The organism is Luteibacter aegosomatis (assembly GCF_023078455.1).
Lineage (GTDB): Bacteria > Pseudomonadota > Gammaproteobacteria > Xanthomonadales > Rhodanobacteraceae > Luteibacter > Luteibacter aegosomatis.
The window spans coordinates 3,784,720-3,800,442 of the sequence record NZ_CP095740.1; the positions used below are offsets into that span (position 1 = coordinate 3,784,720).

General features: G+C 68.9%; 12 protein-coding genes. 5 read left to right on the top strand and 7 right to left on the bottom strand.

The window, feature by feature from the left end; all coding sequences use genetic code 11:
* The 3 genes from minE (at position 1) to L2Y94_RS17080 (ending at position 2,062) form a co-directional block, all read left to right on the top strand.
* The gene (gene minE / locus L2Y94_RS17070) at positions 1-264 is read left to right on the top strand and encodes a cell division topological specificity factor MinE (RefSeq protein WP_144915366.1); all 264 of its coding nucleotides are present in this window, start codon (positions 1-3) and stop codon (positions 262-264) included.
* Positions 261-755 carry a hypothetical protein gene (locus L2Y94_RS17075; RefSeq protein ID WP_247369841.1) on the top strand — a complete coding sequence of 165 codons (495 nt, stop codon included), beginning with the start codon at positions 261-263 and terminating at the stop codon, positions 753-755. Before minE ends, L2Y94_RS17075 begins: the two co-directional genes overlap by 4 nt.
* Positions 756-928: 173 nt before the next feature.
* Complete coding sequence (locus tag L2Y94_RS17080) at positions 929-2,062, top strand: aldose epimerase family protein (RefSeq protein ID WP_247369844.1); 1,134 nt, start codon at positions 929-931, stop codon at positions 2,060-2,062.
* Positions 2,063-2,177: 115 nt separating this feature from the next.
* On the opposite strand, the gene L2Y94_RS17085 is transcribed toward L2Y94_RS17080, so the two are convergent.
* The 5 genes from L2Y94_RS17085 to xerD form a co-directional block, all read right to left on the bottom strand.
* Positions 2,178-3,083: a DMT family transporter gene (locus tag L2Y94_RS17085; protein WP_247369846.1), complete on the bottom strand. Its 906-nt coding sequence runs from the start codon at positions 3,081-3,083 to the stop codon at positions 2,178-2,180.
* Positions 3,080-3,916: a glycosyltransferase family 2 protein gene (locus tag L2Y94_RS17090; RefSeq protein WP_247369849.1), complete on the bottom strand. Its 837-nt coding sequence runs from the start codon at positions 3,914-3,916 to the stop codon at positions 3,080-3,082. Before L2Y94_RS17090 ends, L2Y94_RS17085 begins: the two co-directional genes overlap by 4 nt.
* Positions 3,916-7,779: a phosphoribosylformylglycinamidine synthase gene (gene purL, locus L2Y94_RS17095; protein ID WP_247369852.1), complete on the bottom strand. Its 3,864-nt coding sequence runs from the start codon at positions 7,777-7,779 to the stop codon at positions 3,916-3,918. Before purL ends, L2Y94_RS17090 begins: the two co-directional genes overlap by 1 nt.
* 176 nt (positions 7,780-7,955) lie before the next feature.
* Positions 7,956-8,693: a DsbC family protein gene (locus L2Y94_RS17100; RefSeq protein WP_247369855.1), complete on the bottom strand. Its 738-nt coding sequence runs from the start codon at positions 8,691-8,693 to the stop codon at positions 7,956-7,958.
* Between the two features lie 97 nt (positions 8,694-8,790).
* Entirely contained in the window at positions 8,791-9,714 is a 924-nt protein-coding gene (gene xerD / locus L2Y94_RS17105; RefSeq protein WP_247369857.1) for a site-specific tyrosine recombinase XerD, read from the bottom strand.
* A gap of 73 nt (positions 9,715-9,787) precedes the next feature.
* On the opposite strand from xerD, the gene L2Y94_RS17110 reads away from it, so the two are divergent.
* Positions 9,788-10,279 carry an RDD family protein gene (locus tag L2Y94_RS17110; RefSeq protein ID WP_247369858.1) on the top strand — a complete coding sequence of 164 codons (492 nt, stop codon included), beginning with the start codon at positions 9,788-9,790 and terminating at the stop codon, positions 10,277-10,279.
* On the opposite strand, the gene L2Y94_RS17115 is transcribed toward L2Y94_RS17110, so the two are convergent.
* Complete coding sequence (locus L2Y94_RS17115) at positions 10,272-12,260, bottom strand: hypothetical protein (RefSeq protein WP_247369861.1); 1,989 nt, start codon at positions 12,258-12,260, stop codon at positions 10,272-10,274. The genes L2Y94_RS17110 and L2Y94_RS17115 overlap by 8 nt on opposite strands.
* Positions 12,261-12,390: 130 nt before the next feature.
* Positions 12,391-13,383, bottom strand: a complete 993-nt coding sequence (locus L2Y94_RS17120) for a hypothetical protein (RefSeq protein ID WP_247369863.1) — start codon at positions 13,381-13,383, stop codon at positions 12,391-12,393.
* Positions 13,384-13,676: 293 nt separating this feature from the next.
* Here L2Y94_RS17120 and fusA point away from each other — a divergent pair, with 293 nt between their 5' ends.
* Positions 13,677-15,716, top strand: coding sequence for an elongation factor G (fusA, locus tag L2Y94_RS17125; protein ID WP_247369866.1), 2,040 nt, complete (start codon positions 13,677-13,679; stop codon positions 15,714-15,716).
* Positions 15,717-15,723 lie beyond the last annotated feature (7 nt).

The following is a 15,723-nucleotide window of genomic DNA, read 5'->3' on the forward strand; positions in this document are numbered from 1 at the left end:
ATGGGCATCCTCGATTTCCTGAAGCGCAAACCCGAACCGAGTGCCGGCGTCGCCAAGGAGCGCCTGCGCATCATCGTCGCCCAGGAACGCTCGACGCGCGGCGGCCCCGACTACCTGCCGCTCCTGCGTAACGAGCTGCTCGAAGTCATCCGCAAGTACGTCAACGTCGACGTCGAGGCCGTGAACATCAACCTCGAGCGCGACAGCGGACACGAAGTGCTCGAGCTTTCCGTCGCCCTGCCGGACGGCAAGCCCGGCGCATGAGTCCGGTCGATCCCGCCGACGCGGTGCTCCGCGTCGGCGACATCGGCTTCGACGAACCGCGCACCCTGCTCGCCCGCCATGGGCTGACGCTGGTGGCGGTCGCCGATGGCGAGGCCATTCCCGGCAGCTACTGGGGCGATACCGAGGCCGGGATCATCGGCACCACGGTCTACGCGCGCGCGGACACGCCCGTGCATTCGCTGCTCCATGAAGCCTGCCACCTTCTCGTGCTGCCCGAGGAAAAGCGCGCGCTGGTGCATACCGACGCCACCGATTCCATCGAGGAAGAGGACGCCACCTGCTACCTGCAGATCGTGCTGGCGGGGCACCTGCCGTCGGTCGGTTCGGCGCGCCTGATGGAAGACATGGATCGCTGGGGATATACCTACCGGCTCGGTTCCACCCGGGCATGGTTCGAGCAGGATGCCCCGGAGGCCCGGGCCTTTCTCCTGCAGCGCGGCCTTATCGCCCACTCGGACGCCTCGCCGTAGGCACCGGCCCGCGCCGGTGCGGCGAGCTTCATACGTCCACGCACTCCAGGGCATCGTCATCCACGGCGAACCGCCCGATTTTCGCGACGGGCGACACGCGATGACGCACCGCACCTTGTGATTTGTCGTACAAAATGCTGTCGTCCTGCCTTTCTCGCGAAAAGGAGTGGACGATGAGCAAGCGACATGCGGTGCTGGCGGCCGCGATCCTCCTGGCGCTTCCGATGGGCGTCCTGGCCGGCGAAGCCACGGAGGCCTCGTTCGGTGCGACGCCTGACGGACATGACGTGCGGGTGATCACCCTGCGCAACGCGCACGGCGTCACGGCAAAAGTGCTCAACCTCGGCGCGGCGCTCTATTCGCTGGAACTGCCCGATCGCAACGGCAAGCGCGCCGACGTGGTGCTCGGCTACCCCGACCTCGCCGGCACCTTCGCCAAGCCGCAGTATTTCGGCGACACCGTGGGCCGTTACGCCAACCGCATCGCGAAGGGCAAGTTCACCCTCGACGGCAAGGCCTACCAGGTGCCGGTGAACGACGGCCCCAACTCCCTGCACGGCGGCAAGACCGGCTTCGACAAGGTGCTGTGGACGGTCACGAAGGTCACCCCCGGCGACCGCCCCAGCGTCACGCTCACCTACGTCAGCCCCGACGGCGACCAGGGCTATCCCGGCAAGCTCACGGCCACGGCCACCTACACGCTCGACGACAAGGACGAACTGACCATCGCGTATGCGGCGACCACCGACGCGCCGACCATCGTCAACATTACGAACCACACCTATTGGAACCTCGCGGGCGAGGGAGCGGGCAGCGTGATGGATCAGAACCTCATGATCGCCGGCGACGCCTATCTGCCGACCGACGCCACGGCCATTCCCACCGGCGAGATCCGTTCGGTCGCCGGCACCGATTTCGACTTCCGCAAGGCCAAGCCGATCGGGCGTGACGTGCGCGACGCGAAGGAGCAGCAGCTCGTGTTCGGGCGCGGTTACGACCACAATTGGGTGATCTCGCGGAAGGCGTCCGACGCGCCGCGCGAAGTGGCCCGCGTGAGCGATCCGAAGAGCGGACGCGTGCTGTCGTTGTGGTCGAACCAGCCGGGACTGCAGTTCTACTCGGGCAATTTCCTCGACGGCACCACGTCGGGCAAGTCCGGGCGAATCTATCGCCAGGGCGATGCGTTCGCGTTGGAGCCGCAGCTGTTCCCGGATACGCCGAACCAGCCCTCGTTCGGATCGGCGCGGCTGGCGCCGGGGCAGACGTACCGGAACGAGATGACGTACAAGTTCTCCGTCGAGAAGTAAGTCGTCGCGAACACCGCATGCCCCGCCGTGGACCCCGGCCTACGCCGGGGTGACGGCACGCTGAAAGAATGACGGCTCGTCGCACCGGCGCAGGCCGGTGCCTGCGGCGACCACCTCACACCTCGTGGTGCAGCGCTTCCATCGGCTTCTTGCGCCGGAACCGCGGCGCCAGTTCCACCAGGTACATCGCCGCCAGCACCAGTGCGCCGCCGCCCGCCATGCGCCAGGTCAGCGCATCCACGCCCAGGGCCACGGCGAAACCGGCGGCGAACACCGGCTCGGTGGTCATCACGATGGCCGCGCGCGTGGCGGGCATGTGGGCCTGCGCCCAGGTCTGCACGAGCATGGCGAACGCGCCCGCGACCAAGGCCATGTAGATCACCGACGCCCAGGCCTTTCCGTCGGGAGGCAAGGCGGGCCCGTGATGCGGCAGGGTCGCCAACAGGCAGACGATCGCGATGGCCGCCATCTGGATCGCCGACATGCCGAACGCATCGCCCGGTTTCGACCAGTGCCCCAGGCCTACGATGTGCAAGGCGTAGAGTGCCGCGGAGCCCAACGTCAACCATACGCCCAGGTCCACGGAAAAACCGTTGAGCGCGAGCACGCCGAGGCCGACCAGGGCCAGGAACACCGCCACCCAGGTGCTCGCGGGCATGCGCTGCCGAAAGATCATCCACGCGAGGATCGGCGTGATCACCACGTACATGCCGGTGACGAAGCCGCTGACGCTGGGCGAAGTGAGCGCCAGCCCTTCGGTCTGCAGCCACTGCGCCACGCCGTAGAGCGCGCCCAGGGCGAGGCCACGCACGGTCTGCGTGCGGCCGAGCCGCCGCACGGGCAAGGCGAACGCCAGCAGCATCGCTACCGCGGCGATGGCGAAACGCACCGCGAGGAAGTCGATCGGCAGCATCCGGCCGACGACGTCCTTGATCATCACGAAGGTCGATCCCCAGACCGCGGTCACGCCGAGCAAGCCCAGCGTGGCGAGACCCGCCCCTTTCGACGGGGCGTCGCTCATCGGCGCTTCCGCAACAGCTGACCGGGTATCTTCGCCAGGAAGTGCGCCCAGATGCCCGCGCCCACCGCGGCGCGAACCAGGGGATGCTTCGCGGCCGGATCGTGCCGGCGGAACCACAGGTACATGCTGCGATGCTTGTGCCGGCTCACGAACACCGGACGACGACGGCTGGACACCCCCTTGCCGTGCAGCACGCGCACGTCGCCCGCGAGGACCACGCGATAGCCCAGGTCACGCGCGCGGCGGCACAGATCCATGTCTTCGCAATGCAGGAAGAAGGTTTCGTCGAAACCGCCCAGGCGTTCGAACGCCGCGCGGGGCATCAGCACGATGGCGCCGGAGACGATCTCGACGTCCTCGGCACCCTCGGGCAAGGGGCCGGCGATATCGATGCCGCCGGCGCGGCCGAGCTTGGTGTTGATCGCGCGGCGCAGCAGCGGGTCGTAGCGTCGCGACGCGGGGTCGGGACGGCCGTTTTCGTCGACCACCACCGCACCCACGATCGCCGTATGCAGGTCGAGGTGCGCGGCCATGCGCGAGACGGTGTCGGGGTCGATGAGGCAGTCGGGGTTGAGTACGAGCAGGCGTTCGCCGCGCGCCTGCGCGACGCCTCGGTTCACCGCCGGTCCGAAACCCAGGTTGGCGCGGTTGTAGATCACCCGCAGGCGATCGTCGCCGGCATGGGCGCGCTCGATCGATTCGGGCACGCCATCGGACGAGCCGTTGTCGACGAGGATCACCTCCACCGGCACGTCGCTCGCGAGCGCGCGCGTCACGCACTCGCGAGTCAGCGGACCGCTGTTCGCGAGCACGACGACGATGCTGGTGAGCATCAGCCCACCCAGGCCCGGGCGTTACGGAAGATGCGCATCCACGGCGAGTCCTCGCCCCACTGCTCCGGATGCCAGCTCATCTGCGCGCTGCGGAACACGCGTTCCGGGTGCGGCATCATGATGGTCACGCGACCGTCGGCGGCGGTGAACGCCGCGAGGCCACCGGGCGACCCGTTGGGATTGAGCGGATAGTGCTCGGTCGGCTTGCCGCGGTTGTCCACGAACCGCGCCGCGCCATGGCTCTTCGACGGACTGCAGGCGTTGGGGAAATGCACGCGGCCTTCGCCATGCGCCACCACCACCGGAATGCGCGAGCCGGCCATGCCGCGGAAGAACACGCTGCCCGAATCGAGGATCTCGAGCGTGGCCAGGCGCGCTTCGTACTGCTCGGACTGGTTGCGCAGGAACTGCGGCCAGTGCTTCGCGTCGGGAATGATGTCCTTGAGCTGCGACAGCATCTGGCAGCCGTTGCACACGCCCAGGGCGAACTTGGAGCCGTCTTCGAAGAACCGCGCGAACTGCTCGCGCAACGCGTCGTTGTAGAGGATCGACGTGGCCCAGCCGCGACCCGCGCCGAGCACGTCGCCATAGGAGAACCCGCCGCAGGCGGCGAGGCCGAGGAAATCCTTCAGATGGTGACGCCCCGTGGCCAGGTCGGTCATGTGCACGTCCACCGCGTCGAAACCGGCACGCGTGAACGCGGCGGCCATCTCGACCTGGCCGTTGACGCCCTGCTCGCGAAGGATGGCGACGCGCGGGCGCGCACCGGTGGCGATGTACGGCGCCGCGATGTCTTCGGCGACGTCGAACGTGACCTTCGGCGAGATGCCCGGGTCGGCGTCGTCCAGGCGCCATTCGCTTTCCTGGTCGGCGCTCGCCGGGTTGTCGCGCAGGCGCTGCATGGCGTGGCTGGTTTCGTTCCACGCGCGGAAGAGTTCGGTCCAGTTCCACTTGAACGGCGTCTCGCCGCCGAGGTGCAGCTTGATGCCGAGCTTTTCCTTCGGGCGGCCGACGTTGTGCGTCATGCCGGCGAGGTTGTGCTTGACCAGCAACTGCTCGAACGCTTCGCGGTTGGCCGAGGCCACCTGCACGACGGCGCCGAGCTCTTCGTTGAACAGCGCGCGCAACGTGGCGTCGGCCCAGCCGTCGAGGCGAAGCTCGAGGCCGCAATGGCCGGCGAAGGCCATTTCGAGCAACGTGACGATGGCACCGCCGTCGGAACGGTCGTGATAGGCGAGCAGCAGGCCGGCACGGTTGGCCTCCTGGATCAGCTCGAACATCGCGCGCAGGCGCTTGGGGTCGTCCAGATCGGGCGGCACGCCGCCGGCGCGGTTGAACACCTGGGTAAGCGCCGAACCGCCGAGGCGGTCACGGCCCGCGCCGAGGTCGATCAGCCACAGGTCCGTATCGCCACGATCGAGCCTGAGCTGCGGCGTGAGCGTGCGGCGCACGTCGTCGACGCGGGCGAACCCGGTGATGACGAGCGACACCGGCGACACGGTTTTCTGTTTCTTGCCGTCGTCATCGGTCCACACGGTCTGCATGGAAAGCGAGTCTTTGCCGACGGGAATCGAGATATCCAGGCTCGGGCACAGCTCCATGCCCACGGCCTTCACCGCGTCGAACAGCGCGGCATCTTCGCCGGGATGGTTCACGGCGGCCATCCAGTTCGCGGACAGGCGTACCTCGTCGAGCTTGATGGACGCGGCGGCCATGTTGGTGAGCGCCTCGCCCACCGCCATGCGCGCGGCATCGGCGCTGGACAGCAGCGCGACCGGTGCCCGCTCGGCCATGGCCATGGCTTCGCCGACGTAGCCGTCGAAGTCGGTCATGGTCACGGCCACGTCGGCCACCGGCACCTGCCACGGGCCGACCATCGGATCGCGATGGTTGAGGCCGCCGACGGTGCGGTCACCGATGGTGATCAGGAAGTTCTTGCTGCCGACCGCGGGCAGGCGCAGCACGCGCATCAGCGCTTCATCCATGCCGATGCCGGTGAGGTCGGCCACGAGGTCGACGCGCGGACGCACGCGCGCCGCGTCGCGATGCATGCGCGGCGGCTTGCCGAAGAGCACGTCCATGCCCAGGTCGATCACGGTGAGATCGCGACGCGGATCGCGCACGATCAGGCGCGCCTCTTCCGTCGCCTCGCCCACCACCGCGAACGGGCAGCGCTCGCGTGCGCAGAACGACTCGAACAGCGCGAGGTCGTCGGCGCCGATGGCGAGCACGTAGCGTTCCTGGGATTCGTTGCTCCACACCTGCATCGGCGAGAGCGTGGGATCGTCGCAAGGCACCTTCGAGAGGTCGATGACGCCGCCGACGCCCGCATCGTTGAGGATCTCGGGAATGGCGTTGGACAGGCCGCCCGCGCCCACGTCGTGGATGCTGACGATGGGATTGCGCTCGCCGCGCGACCAGCACGCGTCGATCACCTGCTGGCAACGGCGTTCCATCTCGGCGTTGTCACGCTGCACGGAGGCGAAATCCAGTTCCGCGCTCGACGTGCCCGAGGCCACCGACGAGGCGGCGCCGCCGCCCAGGCCGATGAGCATGGCCGGGCCGCCGAGCACGATCACCTTGTCGCCGGGGCTCACCTCGCGCTTCTGCACGTGCTGCTCGCGGATGGCGGCGAGGCCGCCGGCGATCATGATCGGCTTGTCGTAGCCGCGGCGAAGACCCTTCTCGCCGGTCTCCTGCTCGAACGTGCGGAAGTAGCCGCCCAGCGCGGGACGGCCGAATTCGTTGTTGAACGCTGCGGCACCGAGCGGGCCGTCGCGCATGATTTCGAACGCCGTGGCCATGCGCGGCGGCAGCGGACGTTCTTTCTCCCACGGACGCGGCAGGCCGGGAATGCGCAGGTGCGATACCGAGAAGCCGGTGAGGCCGGCCTTGGGCTTGCCGCCACGACCGGTCGCGCCCTCGTCGCGGATCTCGCCGCCGGCGCCGGTGGCGGCGCCCGGCCACGGCGCGATGGCGGTGGGATGGTTGTGGGTCTCGACCTTGATCGCGTACGGCGCGGATTCCTTCACCGTGCGGAACACGCCGTCGTTCGGGTCGACGAACAGGCGGCTGCCCTCGTAGCCCTCGATGACCGCGGCGTTGTCGTGGTAAGCCGACAGCGTGAACTTCGGCGAGGCCTTGTGCGTGTTCTTGATCATGCCGAACAGCGAGGCTTCCTGCGCCTGGCCGTCGAGCGTCCACGTGGCGTTGAACACCTTGTGGCGGCAATGCTCCGAGTTGGCCTGCGCGAACATCATCAGCTCGGCATCGGTGGGCGCGCGGCCCATCTCGGCGTAGCGCTCGGCGAGGTAGTCGATTTCGTCGTCGGCCAGGGCGAGGCCGAGGGTGCCGTTGGCCTCGGCCAGCGCGGCGCGCGCATCGCCATCGAGTTCGACGTGGCCCAGGGGACCGGGCTCACCGGCGAGGAACAGCCCGGCCGCGTCGGCGAGGCGGGTGAGCGGCGACTGCACCATGGGATCGCAGAACGCAGCCATGACCGAGGCGTATGCCGGGTGCGTGGCGGCCGGCAGGCCGCTGACGCGCCAGGCCATGCCGCGCTCGACGCGACGCACGTCGAAACCGGCGCCGTGCAGGATGTCGGTGGCCTTGCTCGACCAGGGCGAAATGGTGCCCAGGCGCGGCACCACCCACAGGCTGGCGTCTTCGGGAGCGGCGTCCTTCGCCTCCAGCACGGCCAGGAGCCGCGCGCGGGCCTCGCCTTCCGGCGGCGAGGCGGCGTCCACGAAGTAGGCGAACCAGGCCGCCTGGACCCGCACGCCATGGTGCAAGGCTTCCAGGTGGGCGTTCAGTCGTTCGAGGCGAAACGGAGAAAGGGCGCTCTGCCCATCGATAGCGATCATGCTGGGGGAAAAGGCGCAGGGAGAATTCGCCTATTCTACATGATGTTGCGGGGCAGCATGTTTGGGACGCCAAGCGTCCCGTCGCGGACAGGGTCCGCTCCCACCCTCCGGTGGCGAGGTGTCCTACCGGAGGGTGGTAACGGACCCCTGCCCGCGATTCCTGAGCGCGAACGGCCTCAACCGCCCTTGGCGTCGAGCACCTTCAGCATCTGCGCCGGGGTGAGGTAGCCGCCGATCACGTCGCCCTTCTCGGTGACGATGGTCGGCGTGCCGTTCACGCCGAGCCGCTCGCCCAGCTCGAATTCGTCCTTGACCGGATTGGTGCAGGAAGCCGGCTTCACGGCCGCGCCCTTCATGGCCTCGTTGAAGGCGTTCTTGCGGTCGGAGGCGCACCATACCGACACGGCCTTCGTATACGACGGCGTGTCGTTGCCGGACGTGGTCTTGACGCCCTCGCGTGGCCAGAACACGTATTCGACCGCGATGCCCTGCTTGTTGTACTCGTCGATGTGCGCGTGCAACTGGCGGCAGAAGCCGCAGTCGACGTCGGTGAACACGGTGACGGTGTGCTTGGGATTGGCCGGCGCATAAATGAGGCGCTGCGAGGCCGGTACCTTGGCCAGGGCTTCCTTGCGCGTGCCCGCCCACGCGGCGGCGCTCAGGTCGGTCTTGTCCTTGAGGTCGATGAGGTTGCCGTTGATCATGTAACGGCCGTCGGCGCTCACGTAAACCATGCGGCCGGTGGCCACCACCTGGTAGAAGCCCGCCATCGGCGCGGGCGTGATGCTTTCGACCTTGATGCCGGGCGCCAGCGCCTCGACGGCCTCGCGGGCGGCCTTGCCGCCATCGTCGGCCGCGCAGGCGCTGACGGCGAACGTGCCCAGCATCAGCGCGGGGAGAAGTGTCTTGAACATCGGTACGGCTCCATGTGTAACCGGGGGAAGGAGGGGGACGCGGCCCTGTTTGAACGCGCGCCGCGCCATCGGTTCCCCCGATTGTGGCATGGAAGTCTCAGCCGCGAGGGTGATGCTGCGCGTGAAGGCGCTTGAGGCCCTCCTTCGCGACCAGCGTGTAGATCTGCGTCGTGCTGAGGGCGCTGTGACCCAGCAGCATCTGCAACGCGCGCAGATCGGCGCCATGGTTGAGCAGGTGGGTGGCGAACGAATGCCTCAGCACGTGCGGCGATACGCGCTTGGCCGGGATACCCACCTGCACGGCGTAGCGCTTGACCAGCGTCCAGAACATCTGCCGGGTCATCGCGTCGCCGCGACGGGAGAGGAACAGTGCCGCCGGCTGCCCATGCCCCTGGGCCAGTCCGGGTCGGGCCTCGCGCAGGTAAGTGTCGATATGGGCCAGTGCTTCCTCGCCCACCGGCACGAGGCGATCCTTGCCGCCCTTGCCGGTGACGCGCAACACGCCCTGGCGCGTATTCAGGCCGACGAGCGGCAACTCGACGAGTTCCGAAACGCGAAGGCCCGACGAGTACATCAATTCCAGCATCGCGCGGTCGCGCATGCCCAGGGCCGTGCCGGTATCCGGCGCGATGAGCAGGGCCTCGATCTCGCGTTCGGCGAGCGCCTTGGGCAAGCCGCGCGGCATGCGTGGACGCTGCATGAGCAGGGTGGGATCCTCGCGCCCGCCGTCGTCGCGGGCCAACTGCGCATAGAAGCGCCGGAAGGCCGATTGCCGACGCGCCATGCTGCGCACCGACACCGGCTGGCTGCCGTGGTAGGCGGAAAGGTCATCCCGCCCCGCGGTATCGAGCGTTCGGCCACGCGTGGCAAGCCAGCGCGCAAGTTGCTCCAGGTCGCGCCTGTATGCCTCGAGGGTACGCGCGGCAAGGCCATCCTCCGACCACACGCGCTCGATGAAGCGCTCGATCATGCGGCTGTCGGCAATGGAAAGTTCAGCGTGCGATGGGGATGCGTCGGACATGGACGCGATGGTCGCATGACGGCCCTGCCGTCCAAAGCGGCCATAATGATGCGATGCCCACGGATGCCCACGCATGAACGTAGCGACACCACCCGCCCCCGCCTGGCGCCGCTTCGCGGCCATCGTCTACGACCTGCTCGCGGTGGTTGCCATCGTCATGGTGGTGGGACTGATCGCCCAGGTGGTCACCGGTGGGCGCATCGCCGACGAAAAGGGCCATCTGCTGACCTGGTGGTACCAGCCGCTGCAAGGGCTGGTGGTGGGCGCGTATTTCTTCGTCTCGTGGACGCGCGGCGGGCAGACGCTGGGCATGCGACCTTGGCGCATCCGCGTGACCGACGCCGCCGGTCGCGCGGCCGGTTGGCGACGCTTACTCATACGCCTCGTGGTGGCTGCCCTGCCCCTGCTCCTGCTGGCGCTCTACCCGCTGACCTCGTTGCGGGTCGCGCTGGCCGCGCCCCTCGGGGCTTGGGTATTGCTCTTGCTGCCCGTCCTCTTCGATCACCGGCGACGCGGCGTGCACGACATGCTCGCCGGCACCGAGATCCGTCGCCTGCCTACTTGAACTGATCGCTGGCGGGAACCCACGAGCCGCTGGCGGAAGGCGCGGCCTGCACGTCGATCTTGATCGACGGTGCGCAGGCGGCAGGCAAGGGCCCGCCGGCCACGCGCGCGGTGGCGCAGAAAGCGGCGTTGTCGACCGCCACGGGGGCGGACGCCACGGTGGACGAGTCGGCCGGCGGCAGATCGGGCGCCAGGGGCTTGGACGGCGCCATGGTCTGATTCTTCACCAGGTTGCTCGCGTTGGCGGCGTCGGGCTTCGGCGGCGGATCGCCGCCGCAGCCGAGCGTGAGCAGCGAAATGGCGTTCATCTTGCCGCCCGCGCTACCGGGGCCCGCCACGCAGTTCAGGCGAAGGCCGCGCGGCAACGGCACCGTGAAATGCGCCGTCGCCTTGTCCGTCGCCCGACGCACGGCCGTGTCCACCGAGGATTCGTTCTTCGGCGTCCAGTCCTTGTCGAAGCGCGTGGCCCGGTAGTCCACGTGCACGTGGGCGCCGGGATGCAGGGTGACGTCGCCGCGCGGTTTCAGTTCCGTGTAGGCACCGACCTGGCCGGTCTTGTCGCCCTGTCCACCCGCCACGCCATCGGAGCGATCCGACGTGCCGTTGGCACCGGTAAGGCGGTTGCTGTCTTCCACGCCGTTCGGCGCGCCCGGCTTGCCGCTTTCGGCACTGGCCCCGGGCGTATTCGAACCCGATGCCGAGGCGGTGGTCACGCCCGGAGCCGACGGAATGCTCGATCCGCTCGGTGATGGCGTGGATCGCTCGCCGGCCTTGCCCTGCTGGGTGGCAGCCTGCGCGGTGGATTCGCCCGCCGCGTTCGCACCGGATGCCTCGCCGGGTGGCGAAGGGCTGGCATCGGCACCGGCGACCGGACGCTGGAGTTCGCCCGGCGTCACCGCCGGCGCCTGTACGACGGGGCGATCCGACGACGTGTCGGGTGCGCCGACGGTAGGCTTCGCGACCGCGTCGGGCAACGGCACGGCTTCGAGTTCGCTCTCCGTCTCGACGGCCGGCGCGCGGATCGCCTCGACGGCGACCTTCGGCGGCACAGGACGATCCACCGGCGCGACCTGCGGGGCGGGCGGCGCCGAGGGCTCCTGCGCGATGGCGGGCAACGGTGTGTCCTGCGGCGTGGGTGGCGCGGAGGATGCCTCCACCTCCGGACGCGGCACCGTGGCGAGTGTCATGGCCACGGTCGGAACGGGCGCCGTGCGATCGGAGGTGATCTGCGGCGTCTCGGGCGTCACCGCCATCTGCGATGCCGGCGTGGGGGGAATCGCCAACGAGGCCGGTGGCGGCATCGGCGCCGTGCCCTCGACTTGCGGCTTGCGCACGGGCTCGGGCTGGAAACGCGGCGGCACGACCTGCGGTTTCGGGGTATCGACCGCGAGGTCGGGCGGCGCCTGCGCGGGGATGGGCACCCGCTCCAGATCCGGCTGCCTGGGCGGCGCCTTCGGCGGCACGGGCGGCTTCTGCGCGACGGCTTCGACACTGGGCGGCGGGGCGGCGGGCTTGGGTGAGGGTTTCGTCCTGGACACGGGCGCGGCCGGCGTCGCCACGGCCGGACGGGCTTTCGCGGCGCTCGCGACGGCGGTCGCACGCGAACCGCTCGACGCCGAGCTGGCCTTGGAATGCTTCGTTTTCCACAGCGTCTGCACGACGGGCGCGCGCGATGGCGTGCCGCGCGCCGGCGGTTTGGGCGGTGGCGGCTTGTCGATCAGGCGCACCTGCAGCGCACTGGTGGACTCCGGCTCGGGCGGCGGCGGAGGCGGCACATACGCCGGACCGAGCACCATGGCGAACAGGAAGAAGACGTGGATCAGGATCGTGCCGACCCATCCGGCGATGCGGCGTCCGCTGGCGCCCGGTTTCTGGCGAAGCGTCCGACGATAGACGAGCGCCTGCATGGCCGCCTCGCGCGGCGAGACGGGCAGCGATGTCGAGGCGATCGAGGGATCGCTGTCCGGGGGGAGCGTAGGCATCGGCGGTAGTGTCCATGTTGGACGCGCCGCAGACAATCGCGCGCTTCGCCGAGGCATCCCTACCGTCGCACCGGCACAGGCCGGTACCTGCCGCCGCGACGATGGTTCTCGCGCAGGCGTCCGTTCGGCCCTATCCGCCCGCGCGCCGCGAACGCTCGGCGTTTTCCTGGTCCATCGCCTTCAACGGCGTATCGCTGGGGCAGCCCTCCATCACCCGCTCGTCGCGGCGATAGGCGGCGATGCACTGCGCTTCGCTCGGCGCCGCGGGTTGATCGGGATCGGCCGCAAGCGGTTTCGACGGCGCCATGTTGAGCCGCGCGTCGCCGTCCTTGGCCGATGCCTTGGACGGATCCTCGCCGCTGCACCCGGCCGGCAAGACGAACAACACGGTGGCGCAATTGATCCTCACGCCGTGGCCGAGATCGAACGTCTTCTTCAGCGTGCTCTTCTCCAGCGCCCTGCGCATGCCGCCACTCAAGGCGTTCTCGTCGCGCGGGGCCCAGTCCTTTTCGAAACGGGTTTCCTTGTAGGTCACCGGATTCTTCCGCGACATGATGTGCGCGTCGTCGGTGGGCTTGCGCGCCACGAAATCGGCCTGCGTGGAGGCATGCCCGGCAGGCTGGACCGGCGCGGCGATGCTGCCGTCCGCACCGAAGATCACCGGGTGCGCGGGCGGCGCTTCCGGGGAGGGAGCCTGTTCGGGTTCGGCGGGTTTCGGCCGCGGTGGCTCGGGGCGGGTGGCTTCCGGGGAACGCACCTTCGGCGGCGGCGAGACCACGGGCGGTGGAGGCGGTACGTTCGCCACGGCGGGCGCGGAGGGCGGCTCGATGAAGCGCACCTCGAGCACGTCGGGGGTATCGTCGGGTGCCGCGAAGTCGACCAGCCGGCGCGGCTGCATCTCGTAGCCGACGAAGAAGACCAGGACCACGTGGAAGGCCAGCGCGGCAGCGAGCGCCAGCGTGAAACGCACTTGATCGCGCGGCGGCGGGCGCCGTCCGATCGCGCGCAGCGCGGCGATGGTGGCGGCATCGATCGGCGCCAGCCCATGGCGACGCGGCGCGTCGTCCGGCGTGAGCCGGTGGGGTTCGACGAACGGCGGTGGCGCCTTGCCGGGATATTGCACGCGTCAGGAAGTCCCTGGAAAAGATGAACGAGCATAGCGGCGCGGCGCTAAATACAGCGTAAGTACCGGACCACGGACAGCGCATGGGCCGGAAGATTCCCCCGCACTTGATTCCTGTCCCGGGAAGGAGAACCCTTGGGCCGGGCCCACGCCCAACCATCCCGCCATGACCGCCCGGCTCCGCCGGACGACCGTGACGGCCCGCCATCGTCATGCCGGGAGGCGTGCGAGAGGCGACGCCGAGGTCGACGCCGCGTCCCACGCATCCCCTTCCACTGAAGGAGGGTCGCATCGTGTCGCCATCCACGGAACGTATCCGCAGCCTCGCTCTCGCCGGCCACGCCGGTGCCGGAAAGACCACGCTGTTCGAAGCCATGCTTCACCACGGAGGCGCCCTGAACGCCATGGGCCTGGTGGAACGAGGCACCACCGTCTCCGACGCCGACCCGATGGAAAAGGCCCGGGGTCATTCCATCGATGCGTCGATCGCCTCGATCGAGCGCAACGGCTATCGCATCCACCTGCTGGACACCCCGGGGTACGCCGATTTCCGCGGACCCGCGCTGGCGGCCCTGGCCGCCGCCGACACCGTGGCCGTGGTGGTCAACGCGGCCAACGGCATCGAGCACGGCACGCGCTCGATGATGCGCCACGCGAAGGAACGCGGGCTGGCGCGCATCCTCATCGTGAACCGCATCGACGCCGAGGGCGTGGACCTCGCCGCGCTGGTGGCCGACCTCCGCGCCGAGTTCGGCAACGAATGCCTGCCGCTGAACCTGCCCGCCTCGAACGGCCACGCCGTGCGCGACGCGTTTTTCCAGACCGGCGGCGACACCGACTTCTCCTCGCCCGGCGAAGCACACCGACACCTCATCGACCAGGTGGTGGAGATCGACGACGCCGTCATGGAACACTACCTCGACGGTGGCGAATCCTCGCTGGGCGCGGGCGAACTGCGCGGTGCGCTCGAGCACTGCCTTCGCGACGGCCACCTCGTACCCATCGTGTTCACCGGCGCGCGCGACGGCACCGGCGTGGACGAACTGCTCGAGCTGATCGAACGCATACTCCCCTGCCCCACGGAAACCAATCCTCCCCCGTTCCGCGACGCCGGCGGCGAGCCCTTTCCGGTGAGCGCCGATGCGCACGGCCACGTCGTGGCCGACGTGTTCAAGATCGTCAACGACCCCTTCGTGGGCAAGCTGGGCGTCTTCCGCGTATGGCAGGGCACCGTGCGCAAGGATTCGCAACTGCTGGTCGACGATGGCCGCAAGCCGTTCAAGGTAGGCCATCTGTTCCGCCTGAAAGGACGCGAACACGTCGAGGTGGACGAGGCGCTGCCCGGCGACATCGTCGCGGTGGCGAAGGTGGACGACATCCACTTCGACGCCGTGCTGCACGATGCCGCCGACGAGGGCCGCATCCATCTCGAACCCGCCGCCTATCCGGCGCCCATGTACGGCCTCGCGGTGGAACCGGCGCACAAGGGGCAAGAACAGAAGCTCTCGCAATCGCTGGCGCGGCTGGCCGAAGAAGATCCCTGCTTTCGCGTCGAGCACCACACGGAACTCAACGAAACGGTGATCTACGGGCTGTCGGACCTGCACGTGAAACTCATGCTCGAACGCATGAAGGCGCGTTACGACATCGACGTGACCACCCATCCGCCGCGCATCGCCTATCGCGAAACCATCGGCGGCCATGCCGAGGGGCATCACCGGCACAAGAAGCAGACCGGTGGCGCCGGGCAGTTCGCCGAGGTATTCCTGCGCGTCGAGCCGATGGAGCGCGGAAGCGGCTTCGACTTCCGCGACGAGACGAAGGGAGGCGTGATTCCCGGGCAGTTCATCCCGGCGATCGAGAAAGGCGTGCGCCAGGCGCTGGACGGCGGTGCGGTGGCCGGGTACCCCATCCAGGACGTTCGCGTGACCGTCTACGACGGCAAGCATCATCCCGTGGATTCCAAGGAAGTCGCCTTCGTCAGCGCGGGACGCAAGGCCTTTCTCGACGCGGTATCGCGTGCCCGACCGCAGGTGCTCGAACCGGTCGTCGACCTGGAGGTATCCATGCCCGATTCGTGCGTGGGCGACGTCACCGGCGGCCTGGCCTCCCGACGAGCGCAGATCATGGGTACGGACGCCCTGCGTGGCGGGGAGACCCTGATTCGCGCGCGCCTGCCCTTGGCGGAACTGGTCGATTATCCGACGCAGTTGAAGTCGATCACCAGCGGGCAAGGACGCTATGCGATGGCGTTCAGCCACTACGAAGCGGTGCCGCCCGGGGTGCAGAAGCGGCTGACGGAGGCGTGGAAACCGAAGGACGACGACGATTGACGTTCGC